The following is a 23,192-nucleotide window of genomic DNA, read 5'->3' on the forward strand; positions in this document are numbered from 1 at the left end:
CCATGGCGAATCAGCCGCGTCCCTGGCGCAGCGTGTGGGAGCAGGCCCTCTATGGCGACGACGGCTTCTTCCGCCGCTCGCGGCCCGCGGCGCACTTTCGGACGAGCGCCCACGTCGCCCTGTTCGCCGAGGCCGTCGCCGAGCTGGCCCGACGCACCTCGGCCGGCACCGTCGTCGACCTGGGCGCCGGGGGTGGCGAGCTGCTGATCGCGTTGCACCAGCATCTCCCCGGCGTCCGTCTCGTCGGCGTCGAGCTCGCCCCCCGTCCCGCCGCGCTCCCCCACGAGATCGCCTGGGAGACAGCGCTTCCGGGCCGGATCGACGGCCTGCTGATTGCCAACGAGTGGCTCGACAACGTCCCGTGCGACGTCGTCGAGGTCGATCCGGCCGGCGTCGTGCGACAGGTGCTGGTCGACCCGTCCACCGGCGACGAGCAGCTCGGCGACCCCTACGCCGACCCGTGGCTCGACGGCTGGTGGCCCCTGACCGAGCCCGGCCAGCGGGCCGAGGTGGGCGCGGTCCGTGATGCGGCATGGGCCGATGCGGCCGCGCGGGTCACCGGCACGGCGGTCGCGATCGACTACGGCCACCGACGCGACGACCGTCCGCCGTTCGGGAGCCTGCGGTCCTACCGTGACGGTCGGGAGGTCGACGTCGTCCCCGACGGCAGCCGCGACGTGACGGCGGACGTCGCTGTCGACTCGGTCGCCCTGGCAGCGGGTGCGACGGTCCTGCGGCAGCGCGACGCCCTGACCCGCCTGGGGGTCGACGGAGCACGTCCGCCGCTCGACCTCGCGGGCACCGACCCCGCGGCGTACGTGCGGGCGCTCAGCCGTTCCGGCGAGGCCGGCGAGCTGCTGGCCCGGGGCGGTCTCGGCGACTTCTGGTGGATCATCACCGACACCACCGGCCATGGAACACTAGGCGCATGACACGGCTGCTGATCCGTTCGGGCAAGGATCCGTTCACCCCGGTGGTCGCTGAGTCGACGCTGACGCAGGACGTCTTCAACAGCAACAGCGGCAACTACCTCTTCCAGCACGCCGTGTGGAAGGCGCTCGCGACCGACGACGCCGAGCTCGTCTCGAACGGCACGCTCTCCGAGCGGGTCGTCCCCCAGCCGGGCGACGCCGCCCGCATCAACCGCGAGTTCGACCACTTCGTCGTGCCGCTCGCCAACGCGTTCCGCCCCGACTTCGAGGACCGCCTCTCGCGCCTCGCCGACCTCGTCGAGGGCCTCTCGATCCCGGTCACGGTCACGGGCATCGGCGCGCAGGCCCCCCACGGCCAGGGCATCGAGTCGCTCGAGCCGATCTCCGCCACGGTCAAGAGGTTCGTCGGGGCGGTGCTCGACCGGTCGGCGTCGATCGGCGTCCGGGGCGAGTTCACCAGGTCCTACCTGCTGAGCCTCGGCTTCCCCGAGACGTCCGTCGACGTCATCGGCTGCCCGTCCCTGTTCCTGCACGGTCGCGACTTCCGCGTCGACAAGCGCGTCGAGCAGATCAGTGCCGACAGCCCGCTGGCGCTCAACCTGACGCCCGAGGTGAAGGGCATCGGCGCCTTCGCCACCGCGCAGGCCGAGCGGCACCCACACCTGACCTACGTCGGCCAGGACGCGCACGACCTGCGGCTGCTGCTGTGGGGCACACCGTTCCCGCACGTCCACGACCCGCTGGTGCCGGTGCACCTCGAGCACCCGATCTACCAGCAGGACCGCATGCGGCTCTTCCTCGACACGTGGACCTGGTACGACTTCATGGCCACGCAGGACTTCGCGTACGGCACCCGCTTCCACGGCAACGTCGCGGCGCTCCTCGGCGGCACGCCGGCGCTGCTGCTGGCCCACGACTCCCGCACGCTGGAGCTCGCGGAGTACCACCAGATGCCCTACACCGTGATGCCCGAGCTCAGCGCCGACCTGCGGGCCGAAGACCTCTACGCCGCCACCGACATGACGACGTTCAACGCGACGCTGCCCGAGGGCTTCGACCGCTACACCGCCTTCCTCGAGCGCAACGGGCTGCAGCACATCTGGGCCGAGGGCAACGGCACCGGCGACTTCGACGAGCGGCTCGCAGCCGCGACGTTCCCGCGTGCCGTGCAGCCCCTCATCGCCTCCGACGGCCACGAGATCGCGTCACGCCTCAAGTGGCTGCGAGACGGCATGGTCCTCGACATCACGCGCCACCCCCAGGCGTACGTGCGCCCGTTCGAGCACCCCCCGTGGGACGGCGCCGGCAGCCGGCACGCCCGCCTGAAGGCGCAGACCGACGAGAAGATCCAGGCGCAGAAGGGCCAGATCGACGAGCTCTACGCCCGCCTCGAGCGGCTCGAGCGCAGCTCGCCGCGCGGCCTGACGCACCGGTTCATCCGCCGGGTCAGAGGCTGGTTCGGCCGCTCATGACCGAGGTCACCGCGAGCGTCGGCACCGGGTTCGCCACGACCGACATGGTGCTCAACATCGGTCCGCAGCACCCCGCCACGCACGGCGTGCTGCGCCTGCGTCTCACGCTCGACGGCGAACGGGTCAAGGCGTGCGAGCCGATCATCGGCTACATGCACCGCGGCGTCGAGAAGCTCTTCGAGGTCCGCGACTACCGCCAGATCATCGTGCTGGCCAACCGCCACGACTGGCTCAGCGCGTTCTCCTCCGAGCTCGGCGTCGTCCTCGCGGTCGAGGACATGCTGGGCATGGAGGTGCCCGAGCGGGCGACCTGGATCCGTACGCTCCTCGCCGAGCTCAATCGGGTGCTCAACCACCTGATGTTCCTGGGGTCCTACCCGCTCGAGCTCGGCGCCATCACGCCGATCTTCTACGCGTTCCGCGAGCGCGAGACGATCCAGGAGGTCATGGAGGAGGTCTCCGGCGGGCGGATGCACTACATGTTCAACCGGGTCGGCGGACTCAAGGAGGACATCCCCGCCGGGTGGACCGGGCGCGCGTCCGCCGCGATCGCCACGGTGCGCTCGCGGCTGGCCGAGCTCGAGGACCTCATCTTCGGCAACGAGATCTTCCGGGCCCGCACGGTCGGCGTCGGCGTGCTGTCGCCGGCCCTCGTCGCCGACTACGGGGTGTCCGGGCCCATCGCGCGGGCGTCCGGGCTCGACATGGACCTGCGCCGCGACGAGCCCTACCTCGCCTACGGCGACCTGCAGGACGTGCTGCGGGTGCCCGTGCGCTCCGAGGGCGACTGCTACGCCCGCTTCGCCGTCCTGCTCGAACAGACCAAGGTGTCGCTCGACCTCGCCGACGCCTGCCTCGAGCGGCTGGCGGGGCTGGCACCCGGGCCGGTCAACGTCCGGCTGCCCAAGATCCTCAAGGCGCCGGAGGGGTCGACCTACGTCTGGACCGAGAACCCGCTCGGCCTCAACGGCTACTACCTGGTGTCGCGGGGCGAGAAGACGCCGTGGCGGCTCAAGCTGCGGTCGGCGTCGTTCAACAACGTCGCCGTGCTGCCGGAGATCGTCAGCGACACCGTCGTCGCCGACCTCGTGGCGATCCTCGGGTCGATGTTCTTCGTCGTCGGCGACATCGACAAGTAGCCACGGCGCTCGCGGCTAGGGTCGAGGCATGACCGACCAGCGCATCGCGACACCCATGGACGACCTCGCCGAGGAGTGGCTCGACACTCTCCTCGACCTCGAGCCGGAGATGCACGTCCACCTCGGACGCCCCGGCCGCGAGTCCGACTATGCCGACCGCTCGCCCGACGGGGTCGCGGCCTACGCCGACGCGGCACGCGCGGCGCTCGCCCGCGTCCGCAGCACCGTCGTCGAGGACGACACCGACGCCATCACGCAGGCCGAGCTGGTCCGCACGCTCGAGCTCGACATCGAGAAGATCGAGGCGGGCTTCTGGCAGCGTGACCTCAACGTGATCGCGTCACCCGGCCAGGATCTTCGCGACATCTTCGACCTGATGGACACCGAGACCGACGACGACTGGTCGCACGTCGCCCGCCGCATGCAGAACGTCCCGGCCGCGATGTCGGGCTACCTCGACTCGTTGCGCATCGGCATCGCCGCCGGCAACGTGCCCGCGATCCGCCAGGTGCGGGAGGTCGCGGCGCAGGCCCGCAAGCAGGTCGGGCCCGACAGCTTCTTCGCCGCCCTCGCCGCCAGGGCCCAGGTGCCTGCCGCGCTGAAGGCCGACCTCGAGGCGGGAGCACGCGGCGCCTGCGAGGCGTACGGCGCGATGGTCGAGTTCCTCGAGAACGACCTCGCACCCGCGGCGCCCGAGCGGGACGCCGTGGGCCGCGACCACTACGCCCTGGCGTCCCGCGCGTTCGTCGGTGCCGAGATCGACCTCGACGAGACCTACGAGTGGGGCATCGAGGAGCTGCGCCGGATGGTCGAGGAGCAGACGGCGATCGCCGACCAGATCCTGCCGGGCGCATCGGTCGAGGAGGCCATCGCCCACCTCGACACCGATCCGACCCACCAGCTGCACGGCACCGACGCGCTGCAGGAGTGGATGCAGCGGACCAGCGACCAGGCCATCGCCGACCTCGGACGCACCCACTTCGACATCCCCGAGCCGATGCGGCGCCTGGAGTGCATGATCGCGCCGACCCAGGAGGGCGGGATCTACTACACCGGGCCGAGCGAGGACTTCGAGCGCGCGGGTCGCATGTGGTGGAGCGTGCCCGAGGGCATCACCGAGTTCGACACCTGGCGCGAGCTGACGACCGTCTACCACGAGGGCGTCCCCGGCCACCATCTCCAGCTGGGCCTCGCGACGTACAACAGCGCCCAGCTCAACGGCTGGCGACGGCTCAACTGGAACTCCGGCCACGGCGAGGGGTGGGCGCTGTACGCCGAGCGGCTCATGGCCGACCTCGGCTACCTCGACGCTCCAGCCGACCGGCTCGGGATGCTCGACGGGCAGCGGATGCGCGCGGCCCGGGTCGTCGTCGACATCGGCGTCCACCTCGGCAAGCCCAAGCCCGACGGCAGCGGCCCGTGGACGGGCGAGGACGCGTTCGGCTTCATGGCCCAGCACGTCAACATGAACGACTCGTTCGTCCGGTTCGAGGTCAACCGCTATCTCGGCTGGGCCGGTCAGGCGCCGTCGTACAAGGTCGGGCAGCGGATGTGGGAGCAGCTCCGCGACGACTGGGTCGCGGCCCACGGCACCGACCTCAAGGCGTTCCACGCGCAGGCCCTGGCCGTCGGCAGCATCGGTCTCGGCACGCTGCGCACGGCCCTCCTCCCCGACCGCTAGCGGGTGGGGTCAGGCGGGGGTGGGGTCAGGGCGGCCCTTGCTGCCCTTGCCACTGCTGCCCTTGCCGTCGTCGTCCTCGTCGTCGTCCTCGGGCAGGCGGCAGGCACGCTCGAGCAGCAGGGCGGCGCCCATCAGCAGCAGGCTGGCCACAGCCGCCCCGATGCCGCGGACGAACCGCTCCTTGCCCAGCGTCGCGTCGAGGCTGTCGATGAACGCCAGCGCGAAGCCTCCGTAGTAGCCGGCGACGAGAGCACCGACGATGGCGCACGACTTGGCCAGCGACAGCATCGTGATGCCGTGCTGGGCGGTCATCCGCTCGTGCTTCTTGTGCAGGCTCTGCCAGGTGTTCCACGCGAAGATCGCGACCACCATCGCACCGGCGACGAGCAGCAGGGGGGCCGCCCACCCGAGGCGCGGCGGGGTGCCGTCGAGCCGGACGATCAGCGGCGGCGTGAGGCGACCACCGATCAGACCGACGCCGATCAGGGCGACGAGGAAGAGCGGCGGCGTGGGCCGGGACATCCTCATGACCGGGCCATCATGACAGCGTCATCGGGGTGTGGAGATCAGAGGATGATCTCGAGGTCCTCACGCTTGACCACGTCGCTCGTGTCGACGCCCCCGATGAGGTCGGCGACGAAGCCCTTGCCCGGGATCTCGCCCTCGGGGTCGATCTCGAGCCACGGGACGAGCACGAAGCCACGCTCGTGGGCCCGCGGGTGGGGCAGGATCAGCTGCTCGTCGTCGGCGACGCGGTCACCGACGACGATGACGTCGACGTCGAGCGTGCGCGGCGCACCCGGCTCGGAGCGCTCGCGACCGAACGCGTCCTCGATGGCCAGCGCACGGTCGAGCAGGGTGTGCACCGTCAGCGTCGTGTCGATGAGGACGACGGCGTTGAGGAACTTGCCGGAGTCGTCGGGGCTGCCGACCGGCTCGGTCTCGTAGACCGAGGAGATGGCGACGACCGTGACCTCAGGGGTGTCCTCCAGCGCGGAGACTCCACCCTGCAGCTTGTCGATCCGATCACCCAGGTTGGACCCGAGCGCCAGGACGGCCTGACGGATGGGGCGCATGCCGCCTGTCATCGTGTCGGCATCGAGGACGTACGGGGTGGGCGCTTCGGTCACAGTTTGCTCCGCTCTATCGTGACGGCGACGTCGTCGAACGTCACCGCGATGGGCGCTTCCGGCTTGTGCACCGTCACGCTAACCCATTGAACCGACTCTTCGGCCAGACACAAGTCCACCATACGGAGCGCGACCGTCTCGATGAGGTCGACCGGATCGTTGACGATGGCGTCGTGTATCTGCTGCGCGAGGATGCCGTAGTGGACCGTCTTGGTCAGGTCGTGCTCGCGCGCGGCCGGGCCGAGGTCGAGCCCCAGGCTGACGTCGGCGATGAACGTCTGCCCGTCGCGCTTCTCGTCGTCGAACACGCCGTGGTGACCGTGGGCGGCGATGCCGCGCAGGTCGATGCGGTCGAGACCGTCCGGTATGGGCACTAGTCCTCCTCCAGGTGGAGCTCTGCGATCGGGGAGGCGTGACGGGACCAGAACTTCCAGTCGCCCGCCGTCCTGCCCCCGGACGGGTCACGCACCAAGATACTGGTGCACACCGCCTTGCCTCCCGAGAAGGCCTCCGGCGACGACATGCCCTCGCCCGACAGGATGTTCTCGGTGCAGACGACCACGGCCATGGTGGGCTCGTCGTCGCCGAGCGGGAACGTCCTGACGTCGATGTCGGTGAGGAAGAACTGGATGTAGCCGACGTTGGCCATGAGCACGGTCCACGACCGCAGCACCGCGCCGGTGCCCCGCAGCGGGACGGCCCCGGGGTGCACGCACGAGACCTCGGGGTCGTCGACCCACAGCGTCGCCATGAGGTCGACGTCGCCGGTCTCGACCGCGTCGTAGAACGCGCGGTGGACGGCGAGGGCGGTGTCGGACATCAACCCTCACGTCCCAGCCGGGCCGCGACCCGGACGGCGTCGGCGGACGGCGCCGGGTCGTGGACCCGGATGCACCAGGCCCCGGCAGCGGCCGCCAGGGTCGTGACGGCGGCCGTCGCGGCGTCGCGGCGGTCGACCGGACGCAGGGCGCCGTCGTCCCCCGCGAGCAGCTCACCGAGAAACCGCTTGCGGCTCGCCGCGACCAGCAGCGGAAAGCCCATCTGGACGAACTCGTCGAGGTGGGCCAGGACCGTCCAGTTCTGGTCGCCGGTCTTGGAGAAGCCCAGGCCCGGGTCGACGACGATGCGTGACGGGTCGACGCCGGCCGCGATCGCGGCGTCGACCTGCTCGCCGAGCTCGGCGCAGATGTCGGCGACGATGTCGTCGTAGTGGGTGTGCTGCTGCATGACGTCGGAGTGCTCGCGCCAGTGCATCAGGACGATCGGTGCGTCGGTCTCGGCGGCGACCGAACGCATCGCCGGGTCGGCGCGACCTCCCGAGACGTCGTTGATGATCGAGGCTCCCGCGGCGAGCGCCTGGGCCGCGACCGCCGCGCGCATCGTGTCGACCGACACCACGACCCCCTCGGCGACGAGTCCGGAGATGACCGGCAGGACGCGCCGCAGCTCCTCGGCCTCGTCGATGCGCAGCGCACCGGGGCGGGTCGACTCACCACCCACGTCGACCAGGTCGGCGCCCCGCGCCACCAGGTCGATGCCGTGCCGGACGGCGGTGTCGGCGTCGAGCCAGCGTCCGCCGTCGGAGAACGAGTCGGGCGTGACGTTGACGACCCCCATCACGAGGCAGCGGTCCTGTGCGAGGCCGGCGAGCACGGGTCCTAGTGCCCCATGATGAGGCCCATGGCCTCGGCCCGGGTGGCGGGATCGCGCAGCTGTCCGCGCACCGCACTCGTGATCGTCTTGGCGCCGCCCTTGCGGACGCCGCGCATGGCCATGCACAGGTGCTCGGCCTCGATCACGACGATCGCGCCGCGGGGCTTGAGGATCGAGACGAGCGACTCCGCGACCTGGGTCGTCAGGCGCTCCTGCACCTGCGGGCGGCGGGCATAGACGTCGACGAGACGACCCAGCTTGGACAGCCCGGTCACGCGGCCGCCCTCGCCCGGGATGTAGCCCACGTGCGCCACGCCGAAGAACGGCACGAGGTGGTGCTCGCACATCGACCACATCTCGATGTCCTTGACCAGGACGAGCTCCTCGTGGCCGACGTCGAACTCCGCCGTGAGGACGTCCTCGGCGGTCTGGTCGAGGCCGCACAGCAGCTCGTCGTACGACTTGGCGACCCGCTGGGGGGTGTCGCGCAGGCCCTCGCGGTCAGGGTCCTCCCCGACGGCGAAGAGCAGCTCACGGATGGCGGCCTCGGCGCGCGGGCGGTCGACGGTCATGGTGCGTCAGGTCCGTTCTCCATGGGGGGTCCGGCGGGCGGCGGTGCATCGACCCCCGCGTCGGGGCCGATGACGATCGGGGTGCCGTTGTCGCCGCTGTAGGACTTGCCGGGGATCGTGTCGACCGGCGGACGGGTGTCAGGCACCCGGGTCTCGGAGCCGGTCCAGGCGGGCCGGACGTCGCGGCGTCGCAGCGGCTCGAAGATCGCGGCGACCTGCCCCTTGTCGAGCGTCTCCTTCTCGAGCAGCTCGGTCACCAGGGCGTCGAGGACGTCGCGGTTCTCGTTGAGGATGTCGAACGCCTCCTGGTGGGCGAACGTGATCAGCTTGTTGATCTCGTCGTCCACGATCGCCGCGACGTTCTCGGAGTAGTTGCGCGCGTGGCCGATGTCGCGACCCAGGAAGGGCTGTCCCTCGTTCTCGCCGAGGCGGACGGCGCCGAGGCGCTCGGTCATGCCGTACTGCGTGACCATCGCACGGGCCAGGTTGGTGGCCTTCTCGATGTCGTTGCCGGCGCCCGTCGTGGGGTCGTGGAACACGAGCTCCTCGGCGGCGCGGCCGCCCAGCATGTAGGCGAGCTTGTCGAGCAGCTCGGCCCGGGTCTGGGAGTACTTGTCCTCGTCGGGCAGGACCATGGTGTAGCCGAGCGCGCGGCCGCGCGGCAGGATCGTGATCTTGTGCACCGGGTCGCTCTGCGGCAGCGCCGCGGCCACGAGCGCGTGGCCGCCCTCGTGGTAGGCCGTGATGCGTCGCTCGTTCTCGTTCATCAGGCGGCTGCGCTTCTGCGGGCCGGAGATGACGCGGTCGATGGCCTCGTCGAGCGATGCGTTGTCGATCGTCTTGGCCCCGTTGCGGGCCGTGAGCAGCGCGGCCTCGTTGAGGACGTTGGCCAGGTCGGCACCCGAGAAGCCGGGGGTACGACGGCCGATCGCCTCGAGGTCGACGCCCGGCGCGATCGGCTTGCCCCGTGAGTGGACCTTGAGGATCTGCGTGCGGCCGGCGAGGTCGGGCGCCTCGACGCCGATCTGCCGGTCGAAGCGACCCGGGCGCAGCAGCGCCGGGTCGAGGACGTCGGGGCGGTTGGTCGCGGCGATGAGGATGACGCCACCACGGACGTCGAAGCCGTCCATCTCGACGAGCAGCTGGTTGAGGGTCTGCTCGCGCTCGTCGTGGCCGCCGCCCATGCCGGTGCCGCGGTGACGTCCGACGGCGTCGATCTCGTCGATGAAGACGATGGCAGGCGCGTTCTCCTTGGCCTGCTCGAACAGGTCGCGGACGCGGCTCGCGCCGACGCCCACGAACATCTCGACGAAGTCGGAGCCGGAGATGGAGTAGAAGGGAACGCCGGCCTCACCGGCGACGGCACGCGCCAGCAGGGTCTTGCCGGTGCCGGGAGGCCCGTAGAGCAGGACGCCCTTGGGGATCTTGGCGCCGACCGCCTGGAACTTGGCGGGCTCCTGCAGGAACTCCTTGATCTCGCCGAGCTCCTCGATCGCCTCGTCGCAGCCGGCGACGTCGGCGAACGTGGTCTTGGGGGTGTCCTTGCTCATGAGCTTGGCCTTGGACTTGGCGAACTGCATGACGCGGCCGCCACCGCCGGCGGCGTTGTTCATCAAGAAGATGATGAGGCCGAAGATGAGGATGAACGGCAGGATCGTGAACAGCAGCTGCAGGACCGGGTTGGTCTTGGGGACCTTGACGTCGAACGTCTTGAGCTTCTTGTCCTGGACCGCCTGCTCGGCCTGCTCGACGAGCCGGGCGCCCTGCTCGCCGAGGAACTTGGCCTTGACCTTCTTGTCGTCGGTCAGCGTCGCCTGGATCTGCTGGTCGCCCTCGACGAAGGTGACGTCCTTGACCTTGCCGTCCTCGAGGTAGGTCACCATCGTGGCCGTCTTGACCTGCTTGAAGCCGTCGGCGGACGACGAGAACGACACGATGGTGATCACGAGGACCGTGATCAGGAAGATCCAGAGCCAGGGGCCCTTGAAGAGGCGCTTGAGAGTCATGTACGGCGTGGAGCTGGTCCACTCCTCCTCGTGTGCTGGTCGGTAGTCGAACGGTACACGGGGCACTGTTCACCAGTTGAACGTGCTCAGGACCGGCCAACGTTCCCCGATGGAGTTCGCCTGCAGCGAACGGCCGCGTCACGACAGGAACATCAAGACGCCTGACGGGACCGCGCCCAGCCCCTAGGGTGATGGCCGTGTCCGGACGATCGGCGGTCAGCTCGGCGGCGCGCCGCGTCGTCGCGAGGTGGCCGGGAGTGGCTGCTCGTCGCCGCCGGATCGCCGTCCTCGAGGCCTCGGTCCGGGCCACCCGCACGACCGTCGAGGCGGTCCGCGACGAGCGCGACGCGATCGAGAAGGCCGTCGGCCTCGAGCCGTCGCTGCTCGACCTGGAGTGGGTCGAGCACCGGGCCGCGCTGCAGCACGGCGCGTCGACGCCCGAGGACGATGCCGAGCTGGCCCGTTCCTGCGGCCTCGTGATCGTCCCCGGCCCCGGCGACATCGAGGTGATGGCGTTCTACGGCCAGGTCGGCGCGCTCGTCGAGCCGCGTGAGGGCGGCCGGCCCGTCGTGATGCTGATGGATCCCGGCGGCTGGCTCAAGCCCACGTCGACCGGCTACATCGAGCACCTCCCCGCCGATCTCGACACGTTCCTCGCCGGTGTCGCCGCGCTGTCGCTGCGTCGCAGCGCCGTGCACCTGCGCGTCGAGGCGCTGCGCTCGGGCGACTCGATCGGGTTCGTGCGGATCGTCCCGCCGACCGTCCAGCCCGAGCCCCGCTTCACCCGCAACGTCGACCGGCTGCTCGGCCTTCGCGCCGAGCGCGCCCGCGTCCGTCGCCGCCACGACCTCGCCCGGCCCGCGGCGGGTGACCCGTGAGCGGCCTCCCCCGCTGGCGCCTGCTCGCCCGGCTCGACGCCCAGATCGCCTCGCTCGAGCAGGAGCAGACCGCGCTCGACCTCGAGCTCGCCGACCTGGAGGCCGAGCTGGCGGTCGTGCAGCAGCGCGGCCCCCACGTCCCCTCCCAGCGCCGGCTGCTGCTCGCCTGGTGGCGGGACTGCTTCATCCGGGGCCGCCACTGGACCGACGACCCCGTCCACTTCTTCGAGAACAAGCTGAGCTCCTACCGGTGGGCCAGGTCGCACGGCATCGACCACCCGCCGCTGCACGGCGTCTGGGCCACGATCGAGGAGATCCCGTGGGACGACCTGCCCGACGAGGTCGTCGTGAAGTGCGCCCACAGCCATGCCTCGCGTGGCGTGCTGCCCATGCGCCGCGTGCCCGGCGGCTGGCAGGTCGTGACCGAGCAGCGCATCCAGACGTCCGCCGATCTCGCCGCGCGCCTCGCGACCCTCGTCGAGGGTCATCGCCGGTTCGCAGGGCCGTTCTTCGCCGAGGCGCTCCTGACCGATCCACACGACCCCGACCGCAAGCCGATGGAGGTCAAGTCGTTCACGTACGACGGCGAGATCTCGTACGTCGTCCTGCGCCACTCCCTCGACCACCACGACACGGGCGCCGTGCGGTTCCGCTATCTCACCGAGGACCTCGAGCCGATCGAGGCGGCCTACCGCAACACGGTCAGCGACCACACGCTCCCGATCCCCGACGACCTGCCGAGGGCCGTCGCAGCGATCCGCACCCTGTCGTCGGCCACGAGGCGCCCGTGCGCCCGGGTCGACCTCTACCTGAACGAGGGACGCCTGGTCTTCGGCGAGCTCACGGCGCTGCCCAACCGCTGGTCGGTGCTCGCGCCGGCCTGGGACGAGCGCGCCGGCGCGCTCTGGGAGGCCGCGGAGCGACGGATCACCGCCGACGCCCTGGCCGGACGGGGACTGCTGGCCGAGTGGGGCGACGGTGCGCGGACCCTCCTGCGGTCCGAGGACACGTGGCTCGGCGGGGTGCCGGGCTACGAGTAGACGTGCGGCGCGAGCGTGCCGATGCAGCGCAGGTTGCGGTAGTGCTCGTTGTAGTCGAGGCCGTAGCCGACGACGAACGCATTGGGGATGTCGAAGCCGACGTACTTGACCTCGACCTCCATCTGCTGCGCGTCGGGCTTGCGGAGCAGCGTGGCGATCTCGACCGACGCCGGTCCGCGCGAGCGCAGGTTGGTGATGAGCCACGACAGCGTCAGGCCGGTGTCGATGATGTCCTCGACGATCAGGACGTGGCGGCCGCTCAGGTCGCTGTCGAGGTCCTTGAGGATGCGCACGACGCCGGAGGACTTGGTGCCGGACCCGTAGGAGGACACCGCCATCCAGTCCATCTCGACGTGGCGGTCGAGGCTGCGGGCGAGGTCGGCCATCACCATGACCGCGCCCTTGAGCACGCCGACGAGGAGCAGGTCCTTGCCCTCGTAGTCCGCTTCGATCTGGCTCGCCATCTCCTTGAGACGGCTGACGATCTGCTCCTCGGTGAAGAGGGTCTGATCGAGCTCGAGGTCACCTTCGACATGCGTCTGATCCACGGTCTCACTGTCCCACAGGGGTGTCTGCGAAGGCGAGGGAAGCCCCCGTCCGGGTCACGCACACCCCGCCGGGCAGCTCGATCCGGTGCTGACCGTGCCACCCGGTCACGAGCCGGTCGAGCGCGGCCAGGTGCACCGCTCCCAGGGCGCCCGCGTCGGCGCCGGCGGCGAGCGCGACGTGCCGGAGCACCCGGGAGCGCAGGGCAGGGGGCAGCGCGGCGAGCGTCGGCACGTCGCAGGGGTCGGCGACGTCGGCGGCCAGCCGGTCGAGGACCTCGCTGTCGTCCCTCAGCTGGGCTGACGTGCGGGCGAGTGCCGCGGCGACCCCGCCACCGAGGACGTCCTCGAGCAGCGGCATGACCTCGGTGCGGATCCGCACACGACGGTAGGCGGGATCGCTGTTGTGCGGGTCGACCCACCAGGAGAGGCCGGACGCCTGGCAGATCTGCTCCGTGTCGGAGCGCCGGAGCGTCAGGAACGGCCGCCGCCAGACCCCCTCGTGCTCCGCCATCCCGGCGATCGACCGGGGGCCCGATCCACGCCCCAGGCCCAGCAGGACCGTCTCGGCCTGGTCGTCGAGCGTGTGGGCGACCACGACCGCGTCCGCCCCGCGCGACGTCAACGCTGCGTGCCGGGCGCGCCGGGCAGCGGCCTCTGGGCCACCCACGGTGCCGACCTCGACCGCGACGACCTCGACGGCCATGCCCAGGCTGTCGAGCTGGGCAGCGGCAGTCGCGGCCACCTCGGCCGACCCGGGCTGGAGCCCGTGGTCGACGACGACGGCCTGCAGGTCCCACGCCTCCCGCTCGGCCACGAACGCCGTGACGGCAGCGAGGGCCAGGGAGTCGGCGCCACCGGACACCCCGACGACGACGCGCGACCCCGCACCCAGGTCGGCCAGCACCCGACGCACCTGGTTGCGACCGAACGCGACGGTCGGGTCGAGGGCGCCACCCATGAGGTCAGCCGTGGACGCGCGTGACCCACGACGCGGGGTCGAGGATCTCGGACTTCCGGGGCAGGTTGGCCGGCTCGGCCCACACGGCGTTGAAGCCGCTGAGACCGACCTTCTCGTTGACCTCGCGGACGAAGGTCGCACCGTCGCGGTACTGCCGCATCTTGGCGTCGAGCCCGAGCAGCCGGCGCAGCAGCCGGTCGAGGCTGCTCGTACCCTGTCGGCGCTGGGTGAACTTGCGGCGGATCTCGGCGACGCTGGGGATGACCTCGGGGCCGACCCCGTCCATCACGACGTCGGCGTGGCCCTCGAGCAGCGACATGATGCCGGTCAGCCGGTCGACGATCTCGCGCTGCTTGTCGTTCTGGAACAGGTCGGCGAGCGATGCGTCGGAGTCGCCGCGCGCGATGCGGACGACCTCGCCCATCCCGTCGGTCACCAGCGACGAGAGCGCGGAGGCGTCCATCTCGGTCGCGTCGACGAACTCGTCGATCAGCGAGCGCATGTGTCCGCGCATCCAGTCGACCGCGGTGAACTGCACGCGGTGGGTCTCCTCGTGCAGGCACACCCAGAGCCGGAAGTCGTGGGGGTCGACGTCGAGCTGGCGCTCGACCTGGACGATGTTGGGCGCGACGAGCAGCAGCCGCCCGGCCTCGCCGTGGGGGCCGTCCCAGAACGGGTCGAACTGGCCCAGCACCTTCGACGACATGAACGACATCAGCGCACCGAGCTCGGCGCCGCTGATCTTCTCGCCGATCGATCTCGTGACGCCGGTGGGCATCTTGTTGGTCGAGGCGAGCTTGGCCATGACCGGGTCCATGATGATCTTGAACGAGTCGAGGTTGGCCTCGATCCAGCGTGGCCGGTCGATCACCAGGACCGGCGCGGGGCCCACCCCGCTGGTGGGCGAGACGTGCAGGTCGCTGAACTCGCGGACCGGAGCCTCCGATCGGGCGGCACCCTCCCGCAGCTCGGCCACGGCCTCGGCGACCTCGGCGGCGGACACCTCGGGGCCCGGCTTCGACAGCCTCTTGGCCGTCGTCAGCGCCAGGTTCCAGTCGATCATGGCTCCACCGTACGCCGGGCTACCCGCACCGACAGGACGCGATCGCGGCCGCGACCCGGTCGAGGGCGGCCTGCGCCTGGAACGGCTGGTCCTTGTCGGCACGGTCGACCATGACGGCGAAGACGACCGGCCGGCCGTCGGCGTCGACGGCGTAGCCCGCCAGCGAGTGGATGCCGCTGAGCGTGCCCGTCTTGGCACGCACCGAGCCGAGCGCCGTCGAGAGCTGTGAGAAGCGACCGACGAGGGTGCCGGTGAACCCGCTGACCGGCAGGTCGGCCAGCAGGCCCGACGCCCGGCTCGACGTCGACGCGGCTCGCAACGCCTCGACCAACGTCTCGGGGCTGACCCGGTTGCGCCGCGACAGCCCGCTGCCGTCGTTGAGGGTGAGCCCGGCCGTGTCGACGTCGGCGTCCTCGAGGGCGTCCTGCACCGCCGCCGCGCCCCCGTCGAAGCTCGCCGGCTCGCCGGCGGCGATCGCGACGTGACGCAGCACCACCTCGGCGGCCTGGTTGTCGCTGACGCGGATCAGGGTCTCGACGATCTGGCCGATCGTCGCGCTGCGCACCGCGGCGACGGTGCGGGCACCGTCCGGAGCCGTCGTCTCGGACGGCTGCCCCGAGACCGAGATGCCACGGCCTGTCAGCAGGTCGGCGAACCGGTCGGCTGCGGCCCGCGCCGGGTCGTCCGCGCGGATGCCGTTCCCGATGCCCTGGTCGGCCCACAGCGCGCTGACCCGGGTCGCGATGTTCTCGGTGACGTAGGAGGGCTCCCACGCCGGGCTCGCGTCAGGTCCGGTGAACAGGGAGGAGTCGTAGCCGAGCGAGACCTTCGAGACGCCGGCCCGGTCGAGCGCCGCGGCGGTGCGCCGCGCCAGCGTGGTCAGGTCGGCCCGCACCACGCGGTCGTCGCCCTTGCCGGCCGGCTCGGTGGCCAGATAGGGGTCGCCACCTCCGACCAGCACGATCCGGTCACCCGAGCGGACGACCGTCGTCGCGAACCGCGTGCCGGGGTCGATCGTCGTCAGGGCAGCGAAGCCGGTGAGGACCTTGGTGGTCGACGCCGGCGCGTAGGACCCCGTGCCCGTCTCGGCGAGGACCCTTCCGTCGTCGGGCGCGACGGCCGCGAACCCGACCCGGGGGCCGAGCACCGAGGCGTCGAGCTCGGGGGCGACGGCCGCCTCGAGCCTGGCCGGGTCGACCGGACCGGGATCCGCAGCGTCGACACCCGTGTCGGCGGGCGTCGTGCCGATCGCGAGCCCGGTGGGCGCGATGACGTTGGACGGCCCGCAGTCGCCGTCACAGATGTAGCGGTTGAGGTCGCCGCGCTGCCACAGCACCGTGCCGCCGGCCGCGACGAGCGCCACCACGAGCAGCGGAATCATGGCAGCGAGCAACGCCCTGCCGACCCTGATGTCTCGTTGACCCGTCACGTACGCCAGACTATAGAGACCCCGTGACGCGATGCCCTGTGGCGCGCGCACCCCACTTCAACCGCCGGAGGCACCAGTGATTTTCGACGTCACCGTGGAGATCCCCAAGGGCAGCCGCAACAAGTACGAGGTCGACCACGCGTCGCATCGCATCCGCCTCGACCGCACGCTGTTCACCGCGACCCAGTACCCCGCGGACTACGGGTTCATCGATGACACCCTCGGTCTCGACAGCGACCCGCTCGACGCCCTCGTGCTGCTGTCCGAGCCGACGTTCCCCGGCTGCGTCATCTCGTGCCGCACGATCGGCATGTTCCGCATGACCGACGAGGCCGGCGGAGACGACAAGGTGCTCTGCGTCCCGGCCAAGGATCCCCGCCAGGAGCACCTGCGCGACATCCACCACGTGCCGGAGTTCGACCGCCTCGAGATCGAGCACTTCTTCACGGTCTACAAGGACCTCGAGCCCGGCAAGTCCGTCGAGGGCTCCACGTGGACGGGTCGGGTCGAGGCCGAGGCCGAGATCCAGGCGAGCTACGACCGTTTCAAGGCCAACGGCGGATACTAGTCCGGGACACGCTGGCCTCAACGCCATGAGGTGACCTCACGCCTGCCTACGCTGCTGCGGTGCTGTCACCGCTGCGGATCGTCGTCGTCGCTCTCGCGACGGTCGCCGTGGTCGGCGGGCTGGCGGGTCCGGCGTCGGCCGGGCACGCCCGGGTAGGCACCCCCTACGTCACCGCGTCGTCGCCGCACTCGATGACGGTGAGCTGGCCGGCGTCGCCCGGCGCCCGCCGCTACGTCGTCTCGTACGCCACGAGCGCGTCCGCGGCGCGCAAGGCCTCCGCGCCGGTCAAGGTCTCGCGCAAGCACCGCACGTCGGTGCGCATCGCGGGCCTGCGCCGGACGACCCGCTACTGCTTCACGGTGCGCGCCGTGACCCGTCACGGCGCCGGCCCCCGGTCGGCCGTGCACTGCCACTACACGATGCGCCGGTCGATCCCGTGGGAGAGCTCGCGGGTCTCCGTGGCGACCTTCAACGTGTGCGCCGCGGCCGTCAACTGCCGCCGGTGGAAGGGCCGCGAGAACGCGATCGTCCGCCGGATCCTCGACGCGGACGCCGACGTCGTCGCGCTGCAGGAGTCGACCAACCGCTCTGACGACCTGGCCCGCCGGCTCGCCCCGCACGGCTATGCCCGCTACACCGACCGGGCCTACCGCGACGACGAGACGATCTACTACCGCACCTCCAAGCTCGAGATCGACACCCAGCCGGCGACCCGGACGACGTGCGCCCAGGACCCCTACGTCGGCGACGCCGACACCTCGACCTGGGCCGGACCCCGGCACTTCGACCAGGCGACGGGCCAGTGGTACCTCCTGCGCGACGAGGGCTGGTTCACCGAGGTCGACCTCTGCCGTCCGCGGAGCCTCGACAAGCTGTGGCGCGGGACGTTCGACTCACGCACCGGCGCGACGGCCGTGTGGGCCTCGCTCCGCCTCCGCTCGACCGGCACGGCGTACGTCTTCGTGTCGGCCCACCTGACCCACGCCAACACCCGACACATGTCGCGACTGCGCCGCACCGAGACCCGGCAGCTCATCCGCAAGGCGACGCAGGTCGCGCGCGGCCGCACGATCGTGTTCATGGGCGACTTCAACTCCTACCGCGGCATCCCCGACGACAGCCCCCGCACCGAGATGGCCCGTCGCGGCTGGTTCGACGCGTTCGACCGCTCGGCCACCTACACGCGGCCGTTCCTCAGCAGCCTCAACGGCTGGGACACCCGGGCGCGGACGTTCAAGACGTGGGGCGGCCACATCGACCGCATCTTCATCCGCAGCTCCGTCGGGTCGACCGACTGGAAGATCGTGGCCCGCACCAAGCACCGTCGCTACGTCGGCACCAAGGCGTCCGACCACAACCTCGTACGGACGACGCTCTACCTGCCCTGAGAGCGACTCTGATCGCCAGGCGGGTGCACATCGGCCACTCCCGGCGCACACTGGACAGATGATGCGCTGGTCGCGGGTCGTGCCCGCCGTTCTCCTGTCCGTCCCGCTGCTCGCCGTCCAGGCGGCGTCCCCGGCACAGGCGGCGAAGCCGGACCTCACGGTCACCGTGGTGCAGGACGGGCTCGCGATCCCGTGGGACCTCGCGTTCCTGCCCGACCGCTCGATGCTCTTCACCGAGCGCACCGCCAAGCGCCTGAGCCTGCGCACCGCGGACGGCTCGACGCGGACGATCTTCACCTCGCCGACGCACATGTGGGCCTCGGGCGAGACCGGCCTGATGTCGGTCGAGGTGGCGGCGGACTTCGCGACGACGCGCGAATTCATCACGTGCCACGGCTACAAGGCCGACGGCAACCCGGAGGTGCGCGTCGTGCGCTGGCGCCTCAACACCGCGATGACGTCGGCGTCGTACGTCCGCACCCTCGTCGCCGGCCTTCCCGCGACGAGCGGCCGTCACGGCGGGTGCGCGCTCGTGAAGGGCAGCCGCAACCAGCTCTACGTCGGCACGGGCGACGCCGCGACCGGCACGAACCCCCAGTCGCTCCGCTCCGGCGGCGGCAAGGTGCTGCGGGTCGACGCCACGACGGGCAAGCCGGTCTCGACCAACCCCTACGTGCGCAGCGGCAACAAGATGACCCAGCGGATCTTCACCTACGGGCACCGCAACGTCCAGGGCCTCGCCCGCCGCAGCGACGGCTCGATCTGGTCGGTCGAGCACGGCAGCTATCGCGACGACGAGGTCAACCGGCTGGTCAAGCAGGGCAACTACGGCTGGAACCCGGTGCCCCGGTCGTCCGGCGACCCGGCCTACAACGAGGGGGCCGACTCACCCATGACCGATCACACCCTCCCGGGCGCCCAGCGCTCGGCGGCGTGGCGCTCCGGCGACCCCACCGTCGCCACCAGCGGTGCAGCGTTCGTGGGCTCCTCGTGGGGCGACTGGAACGGCGCCCTGGCGGTCTCGGTGCTCAAGGACTCCGAGCTGCGGCTCCTGCGGTTCAGCTCGGCCGGCAGCCTGCGCGAGGTCTGGAAGCCGTCGGCCCTCGACGGGACGTACGGACGCCTGCGCGGCGCCGTGCGCGGGCCCGACGGGGCGCTCTACCTGACGACGTCGAACGGGTCGGACGACAAGATCCTCAAGGTCACCGCGACGCCCTGAGCCTCAGACGGAGCCCTTGAGCAGGGCGCGCATCGTGTCGGCGAAGACACCGACGTCGATCGTGTGGTCGAGCGAGCGGAGCGTCCCGAGCCCGATGCCGAGGCTGAGCAGCGTCGTGGCGGCCTGGTCGGCGTCGACCACGTCACCGAGGCCGGCCTCGGTCGTGACCTGCCGGACGAGCTGGGCGATCGCGGCGCGGATCTCACGGTGCCGCTTGACCAGCTCGGTCGCGACGTAGGGGCTCTGGCGCGCGATCGCGCCGAACTCGACCTCGAGCGCGGTCCAGCGGGGCTGGCCCAGCCCCTCGCGGGCCCACATGGCGAAGGCCTCGATGCGCCCGTCGAGGTCGGTGTCGCGGGTGAAGGCGTCGACGACTCCGGCGATCTGCTCCTCGTGGATGCTGTCGAGCACGGCCATGCAGAGCTCCTCCTTGCCCGAGAAGTTGGAGTAGACCGCGCCCTTGGAGAAGCCCGCCCGGACGGCGACCTTGTCGAGCGAGGTCGCGGCGTAGCCGTCGGAGAGGAACATCTCACGAGCGACCACGATCAGGCTCTGGCGGGTCTGCGCCTGACGCTCCGCGCGAGTCGTCCTGGCTCCGTCGACCGTCACTGCTGCTCCTCGTCTGCCGGACCCCTAGTGGTCCGAAACACCCTTGCATCGTACTCAGATACCGATAGTATCTGAAACGTGATCAAAAAGGACATCGTCATCATCGGTACCGGATTCTCCGGCATGGGCATGGCCATGAAGCTGCGGGCCTCCGGCCGCGAGGACTTCGTGGTGCTCGAGAAGGCACAGGACGTCGGCGGCACGTGGCGCGACAACACCTACCCCGGCTGCGAGTGTGACATCCCCAGCCACATGTACTCGTTCTCCTACGAGCTCAACACCGACTGGAGCAAGAGCTTCTCGGGCCAGCCCGAGATCTACTCCTACATGCGCAAGGTCGCCGACGAGCAGGGCATCCGCCCCTACATCGACTTCGGCGTCGAGGTCACCGGCGCCGCCTGGGACGAGGACCGTCGTGTGTGGACGATCCGCACCGCGTCCGGCGAGGACTACGAGGCGCGCTTCGTCGTGGCCGGCGTCGGCGGGCTGCACATCCCCAACATCCCCGAGATCGCCGGGGCCGACACGTTCGAGGGCCCCAAGTTCCACTCCGCCCAGTGGGACCACTCGGTGGACCTGAAGGGCAAGAAGGTCGTCGTCATCGGCACCGGTGCCAGCGCGATCCAGTTCATCCCGATCATCGCCCAGGAGGTCGGCCAGCTCACGGTCTTCCAGCGGACGCCCCCGTGGGTGCTGCCCAAGAAGGACAAGCCGACGCCCGAGTGGCGCAAGTCCGTGTTCGCCAAGGTGCCCGGAGCCCAGCGGGCCTACCGCAACGCCCTCTACTGGGGCCTCGAGGCACGCGCGATCGCGTTCAACGGCCACCTCAACGTGCTGCCGTTCGCCGAGAAGATCGTCACGAAGTACCTCGAGAAGAAGATCCCCGACCCCGAGCTGCGCGCCAAGCTGACGCCCGACTACCGCCTGGGGTGCAAGCGTGTGCTGCAGTCCAACACGTACTACCCGACCTTCCTGCGCGACAACGTCGAGCTCAGCACCGACGGCGTCAAGGAGATCCTGAGCGACGGCGTGATCGACGGCAACGGCGTCAAGCACGAGGCCGACGTCATCATCTACGGCACGGGCTTCCACGTGATCGACGCGTTCGACTACCTGGACATCAAGGGCAAGGGCGGCGTCGACCTGGCGTCGCAGTTCCGTGAGGGCGGCGTCGAGACCTACATGGGCATGATGGTCAACGGCTTCCCGAACCTCGCGTTCATGCTCGGCCCCAACACGGCGCTCGGCCACAACTCGGTCGTCTTCATGATCGAGCAGCAGACGAAGTTCATCATCCGGCTGCTCGACGAGATGGACCAGCGCGGCGCCGCGGCCGCCGAGCCGACCAAGGAGGCCCAGGTCGAGTTCAACGAGGAGATCCAGCGCCTCGTCGAGAAGGGCATCTGGACCCAGGGCGGCTGCACCAGCTGGTATCTCGACAGCCAGGGCAAGAACCGCACGATCTGGCCGAAGTTCACGTTCCAGTACTGGTGGGAGACCCGCAAGGTCAACGTGCCCGACTTCGCGTGGGAGCAGGCGGCCTGACATGAGCGGAGCGCAGGAGCGTCCGACGTACGACCTCCCGGACGGGCCCACGACCCACCCGGCGGTCATGACGTGGAGGTTCCTGCGCAGCCGCGACCGGCTCGTCCCGGCGTTCCACCGCGAGTTCGGTGACACCTTCACGATCCGCATCCTGCCGGGACCCCGCACGCTCGTGGTCTTCAGCGACCCGGCCGACGTGAAGGAGATCTTCGCCGCCGACCCGTCGCAGTTCCACGCCGGCAAGGGCAACGAGATCCTCAAGCCCGTCATGGGGCACCACTCGGTGCTGCTCACCGACGACGCCCAGCACCAGCGCGCCCGCAAGCTGCTGATGCCGGCCTTCACCGGGCCGTCGATGCGGGGCTACCAACCGCTCGTGGAGTCGATCGCCAAGGTCGAGGTCGACTCGTGGCGCGACGGCGACCGGCTCGTCACCCTCGACCGGATGAACGCGATCACCCTCGACGTCATCCTGCAGGTCGTCTTCGGCGTGACCGACGAGCAGCGGCTCGCCGTGCTGCGGCCCAAGGTCAACCGCATGGTCGACATCGACGCCAAGATGCTGCTCGCCTGGTCGTACCCCAGGCTGTTCGCCCTGCCACCGTGGCGGGGCTACTTCAAGAACCAGCAGGCGGTCGACGAGCTGCTCTACGCCGAGATCCGCGAGCGTCGGGCGGCGCACGACAGCGGCCCCGACGGCCTGGCGGGCAGGGACGACGTCCTCTCGCGGCTCCTGCGCGTCGGCGACGGCGACTCCGACGAGCCACCGCTGACCGACGAGGAGATGCGCGACCAGCTCGTCACCCTCCTGCTCGCCGGGCACGAGACGACGGCGTCCGCGCTGTCGTGGACGCTCCACGAGCTGGGTCGCTCCCCCGAGCTGCTCGCCCGGGCCACGGCCGCCGCCGACACCGGCGACGACGCGTTCCTCGAGGCCTGCCTCAAGGAGGGCATGCGACTGCACCCGATCATCGACTTCGTCGCCCGCACGCTGCAGAGCGACCAGGTCGTGGCCGGACGGCTCCTGCCCAGGGGCACGACCGTCACGCCGTCGATCATGCTGTCGCACAGCCGTGAAAAGAGCTTCGCGGACTCCCACACGTTCTCGCCCGACCGCTTCCTGGTCGACAAGATCGCCCCCAACACGTGGATCCCGTTCGGCGGCGGCGTCCGTCGCTGCATCGGTGCCGCGTTCTCGCTGATGGAGGGCACCGTCGTGCTGCGCGAGGTGCTGCAACGGTTCGAGGTGCACGCCGACCGGCCGGCGCCCAACAAGCTCCGCAACATCACCAACGTCCCCGCCGACAAGGCACCGCTCCGCCTGACCTCCCGCTGACCCTCGTCAGGACGCTGGTGCACCGC

At 70.6% G+C, this 23,192-nt stretch carries 23 protein-coding genes; 11 read left to right on the forward strand and 12 right to left on the reverse strand.

The window, feature by feature from the left end:
- Positions 1 to 2: 2 nt before the first annotated feature.
- Genes HQK15_RS01925 through HQK15_RS01940 form a run of 4 tightly spaced genes read left to right on the forward strand, consistent with a single transcriptional unit; the run spans position 3 to position 5,224 of the window.
- Positions 3 to 932 (forward strand): SAM-dependent methyltransferase, encoded by a 930-nt coding sequence (locus HQK15_RS01925; protein ID WP_173489741.1) that lies wholly within the window; start codon positions 3 to 5, stop codon positions 930 to 932.
- Positions 929 to 2,404: a polysaccharide pyruvyl transferase family protein gene (locus tag HQK15_RS01930; RefSeq protein WP_173489742.1), complete on the forward strand. Its 1,476-nt coding sequence runs from the start codon at positions 929 to 931 to the stop codon at positions 2,402 to 2,404. Before HQK15_RS01925 ends, HQK15_RS01930 begins: the two co-directional genes overlap by 4 nt.
- Positions 2,401 to 3,543 (forward strand): NADH-quinone oxidoreductase subunit D, encoded by a 1,143-nt coding sequence (locus HQK15_RS01935; protein ID WP_173489743.1) that lies wholly within the window; start codon positions 2,401 to 2,403, stop codon positions 3,541 to 3,543. Before HQK15_RS01930 ends, HQK15_RS01935 begins: the two co-directional genes overlap by 4 nt.
- A 28-nt stretch (positions 3,544 to 3,571) precedes the next feature.
- On the forward strand, positions 3,572 to 5,224 hold the full coding sequence (locus tag HQK15_RS01940) for a DUF885 domain-containing protein (RefSeq protein ID WP_173489744.1): 1,653 nt from the start codon (positions 3,572 to 3,574) through the stop codon (positions 5,222 to 5,224).
- A 9-nt stretch (positions 5,225 to 5,233) separates the two neighbouring features.
- On the opposite strand, the gene HQK15_RS01945 is transcribed toward HQK15_RS01940, so the two are convergent.
- Genes HQK15_RS01945 through ftsH form a run of 7 tightly spaced genes read right to left on the reverse strand, consistent with a single transcriptional unit; the run spans position 5,234 to position 10,585 of the window.
- Positions 5,234 to 5,752, reverse strand: coding sequence for a DUF3180 domain-containing protein (locus HQK15_RS01945; protein ID WP_173489745.1), 519 nt, complete (start codon positions 5,750 to 5,752; stop codon positions 5,234 to 5,236).
- A gap of 38 nt (positions 5,753 to 5,790) precedes the next feature.
- Positions 5,791 to 6,354 (reverse strand): 2-amino-4-hydroxy-6-hydroxymethyldihydropteridine diphosphokinase, encoded by a 564-nt coding sequence (folK, locus tag HQK15_RS01950; protein WP_173489746.1) that lies wholly within the window; start codon positions 6,352 to 6,354, stop codon positions 5,791 to 5,793.
- Positions 6,351 to 6,728, reverse strand: coding sequence for a dihydroneopterin aldolase (gene folB, locus HQK15_RS01955; protein WP_173489747.1), 378 nt, complete (start codon positions 6,726 to 6,728; stop codon positions 6,351 to 6,353). Before folB ends, folK begins: the two co-directional genes overlap by 4 nt.
- On the reverse strand, positions 6,728 to 7,174 hold the full coding sequence (locus HQK15_RS01960) for a nuclear transport factor 2 family protein (RefSeq protein ID WP_173489748.1): 447 nt from the start codon (positions 7,172 to 7,174) through the stop codon (positions 6,728 to 6,730). The genes folB and HQK15_RS01960 overlap by 1 nt, the downstream gene beginning before the upstream one ends.
- Complete coding sequence (gene folP, locus HQK15_RS01965) at positions 7,174 to 7,971, reverse strand: dihydropteroate synthase (RefSeq protein ID WP_173491044.1); 798 nt, start codon at positions 7,969 to 7,971, stop codon at positions 7,174 to 7,176. Before folP ends, HQK15_RS01960 begins: the two co-directional genes overlap by 1 nt.
- A gap of 41 nt (positions 7,972 to 8,012) precedes the next feature.
- Positions 8,013 to 8,579, reverse strand: coding sequence for a GTP cyclohydrolase I FolE (folE, locus tag HQK15_RS01970; RefSeq protein WP_173489749.1), 567 nt, complete (start codon positions 8,577 to 8,579; stop codon positions 8,013 to 8,015).
- Positions 8,576 to 10,585: an ATP-dependent zinc metalloprotease FtsH gene (gene ftsH, locus HQK15_RS01975; protein ID WP_173489750.1), complete on the reverse strand. Its 2,010-nt coding sequence runs from the start codon at positions 10,583 to 10,585 to the stop codon at positions 8,576 to 8,578. Before ftsH ends, folE begins: the two co-directional genes overlap by 4 nt.
- A gap of 197 nt (positions 10,586 to 10,782) precedes the next feature.
- Here ftsH and HQK15_RS01980 point away from each other — a divergent pair, with 197 nt between their 5' ends.
- Together HQK15_RS01980 and HQK15_RS01985 are read left to right on the forward strand one after the other, a co-directional pair.
- The gene (locus HQK15_RS01980) at positions 10,783 to 11,463 is read left to right on the forward strand and encodes a hypothetical protein (protein ID WP_173489751.1); all 681 of its coding nucleotides are present in this window, start codon (positions 10,783 to 10,785) and stop codon (positions 11,461 to 11,463) included.
- Complete coding sequence (locus HQK15_RS01985) at positions 11,460 to 12,503, forward strand: ATP-grasp fold amidoligase family protein (protein ID WP_173489752.1); 1,044 nt, start codon at positions 11,460 to 11,462, stop codon at positions 12,501 to 12,503. The genes HQK15_RS01980 and HQK15_RS01985 overlap by 4 nt, the downstream gene beginning before the upstream one ends.
- Here the strand turns inward: HQK15_RS01985 and hpt are convergent.
- Genes hpt through dacB form a run of 4 tightly spaced genes read right to left on the reverse strand, consistent with a single transcriptional unit; the run spans position 12,494 to position 16,501 of the window.
- Positions 12,494 to 13,051, reverse strand: a complete 558-nt coding sequence (gene hpt, locus HQK15_RS01990) for a hypoxanthine phosphoribosyltransferase (protein ID WP_173489753.1) — start codon at positions 13,049 to 13,051, stop codon at positions 12,494 to 12,496. The two genes, HQK15_RS01985 and hpt, sit on opposite strands and share 10 nt — an antisense overlap.
- Before the next feature lie 4 nt (positions 13,052 to 13,055).
- Entirely contained in the window at positions 13,056 to 14,009 is a 954-nt protein-coding gene (tilS, locus tag HQK15_RS01995) for a tRNA lysidine(34) synthetase TilS (RefSeq protein WP_173489754.1), read from the reverse strand.
- Between the two features lie 4 nt (positions 14,010 to 14,013).
- Positions 14,014 to 15,072 (reverse strand): zinc-dependent metalloprotease, encoded by a 1,059-nt coding sequence (locus tag HQK15_RS02000; RefSeq protein ID WP_173489755.1) that lies wholly within the window; start codon positions 15,070 to 15,072, stop codon positions 14,014 to 14,016.
- Between the two features lie 19 nt (positions 15,073 to 15,091).
- The gene (gene dacB, locus HQK15_RS02005; RefSeq protein WP_173489756.1) at positions 15,092 to 16,501 is read right to left on the reverse strand and encodes a D-alanyl-D-alanine carboxypeptidase/D-alanyl-D-alanine endopeptidase; all 1,410 of its coding nucleotides are present in this window, start codon (positions 16,499 to 16,501) and stop codon (positions 15,092 to 15,094) included.
- Positions 16,502 to 16,532: 31 nt separating this feature from the next.
- Between dacB and HQK15_RS02010 the strand changes: the two genes are divergently transcribed.
- Genes HQK15_RS02010 through HQK15_RS02020 form a run of 3 tightly spaced genes read left to right on the forward strand, consistent with a single transcriptional unit; the run spans position 16,533 to position 19,676 of the window.
- Positions 16,533 to 17,069 (forward strand): inorganic diphosphatase, encoded by a 537-nt coding sequence (locus HQK15_RS02010; protein ID WP_217361318.1) that lies wholly within the window; start codon positions 16,533 to 16,535, stop codon positions 17,067 to 17,069.
- 59 nt (positions 17,070 to 17,128) lie between these two features.
- Positions 17,129 to 18,457 carry an endonuclease/exonuclease/phosphatase family protein gene (locus HQK15_RS02015; RefSeq protein ID WP_173489758.1) on the forward strand — a complete coding sequence of 443 codons (1,329 nt, stop codon included), beginning with the start codon at positions 17,129 to 17,131 and terminating at the stop codon, positions 18,455 to 18,457.
- Positions 18,458 to 18,515: 58 nt separating this feature from the next.
- On the forward strand, positions 18,516 to 19,676 hold the full coding sequence (locus tag HQK15_RS02020) for a PQQ-dependent sugar dehydrogenase (protein WP_173489759.1): 1,161 nt from the start codon (positions 18,516 to 18,518) through the stop codon (positions 19,674 to 19,676).
- Between the two features lie 3 nt (positions 19,677 to 19,679).
- On the opposite strand, the gene HQK15_RS02025 is transcribed toward HQK15_RS02020, so the two are convergent.
- A complete protein-coding gene (locus tag HQK15_RS02025; protein WP_367649032.1) occupies positions 19,680 to 20,285 on the reverse strand; it encodes a TetR/AcrR family transcriptional regulator in 606 nt (201 codons plus the stop codon).
- Positions 20,286 to 20,363: 78 nt separating this feature from the next.
- Here HQK15_RS02025 and HQK15_RS02030 point away from each other — a divergent pair, with 78 nt between their 5' ends.
- Together HQK15_RS02030 and HQK15_RS02035 are read left to right on the forward strand one after the other, a co-directional pair.
- Positions 20,364 to 21,830 (forward strand): flavin-containing monooxygenase, encoded by a 1,467-nt coding sequence (locus tag HQK15_RS02030; protein ID WP_173489760.1) that lies wholly within the window; start codon positions 20,364 to 20,366, stop codon positions 21,828 to 21,830.
- A 1-nt stretch (position 21,831) separates the two neighbouring features.
- Entirely contained in the window at positions 21,832 to 23,166 is a 1,335-nt protein-coding gene (locus HQK15_RS02035) for a cytochrome P450 (RefSeq protein WP_173489761.1), read from the forward strand.
- Positions 23,167 to 23,192: the final 26 nt, after the last annotated feature.

Origin of the sequence: Aeromicrobium stalagmiti, from assembly GCF_013283745.1 — a bacterium.
GTDB classification, from domain to species: domain Bacteria; phylum Actinomycetota; class Actinomycetes; order Propionibacteriales; family Nocardioidaceae; genus Aeromicrobium; species Aeromicrobium stalagmiti.

Excerpts from the sequence above, each read along its gene's own strand:
- HQK15_RS01940 (WP_173489744.1), top strand. The coding sequence starts at position 3,572 with ATGACCGACCAGCGCATCGCGACACCCATGGACGACCTCGCCGAGGAG.
- ftsH (WP_173489750.1), bottom strand. The coding sequence starts at position 10,585 with ATGACTCTCAAGCGCCTCTTCAAGGGCCCCTGGCTCTGGATCTTCCTG.
- HQK15_RS01930 (WP_173489742.1), top strand. The coding sequence starts at position 929 with ATGACACGGCTGCTGATCCGTTCGGGCAAGGATCCGTTCACCCCGGTG.
- HQK15_RS01935 (WP_173489743.1), top strand. The coding sequence starts at position 2,401 with ATGACCGAGGTCACCGCGAGCGTCGGCACCGGGTTCGCCACGACCGAC.
- HQK15_RS02010 (WP_217361318.1), top strand. The coding sequence starts at position 16,533 with ATGCCCTGTGGCGCGCGCACCCCACTTCAACCGCCGGAGGCACCAGTG.
- HQK15_RS02035 (WP_173489761.1), top strand. The coding sequence starts at position 21,832 with ATGAGCGGAGCGCAGGAGCGTCCGACGTACGACCTCCCGGACGGGCCC.
- HQK15_RS01925 (WP_173489741.1), top strand. The coding sequence starts at position 3 with ATGGCGAATCAGCCGCGTCCCTGGCGCAGCGTGTGGGAGCAGGCCCTC.
- folE (WP_173489749.1), bottom strand. The coding sequence starts at position 8,579 with ATGACCGTCGACCGCCCGCGCGCCGAGGCCGCCATCCGTGAGCTGCTC.
- tilS (WP_173489754.1), bottom strand. The coding sequence starts at position 14,009 with ATGGGTGGCGCCCTCGACCCGACCGTCGCGTTCGGTCGCAACCAGGTG.
- HQK15_RS01945 (WP_173489745.1), bottom strand. The coding sequence starts at position 5,752 with ATGAGGATGTCCCGGCCCACGCCGCCGCTCTTCCTCGTCGCCCTGATC.
- HQK15_RS02000 (WP_173489755.1), bottom strand. The coding sequence starts at position 15,072 with ATGATCGACTGGAACCTGGCGCTGACGACGGCCAAGAGGCTGTCGAAG.
- HQK15_RS02020 (WP_173489759.1), top strand. The coding sequence starts at position 18,516 with ATGATGCGCTGGTCGCGGGTCGTGCCCGCCGTTCTCCTGTCCGTCCCG.
- HQK15_RS01960 (WP_173489748.1), bottom strand. The coding sequence starts at position 7,174 with ATGTCCGACACCGCCCTCGCCGTCCACCGCGCGTTCTACGACGCGGTC.
- folP (WP_173491044.1), bottom strand. The coding sequence starts at position 7,971 with ATGGGGGTCGTCAACGTCACGCCCGACTCGTTCTCCGACGGCGGACGC.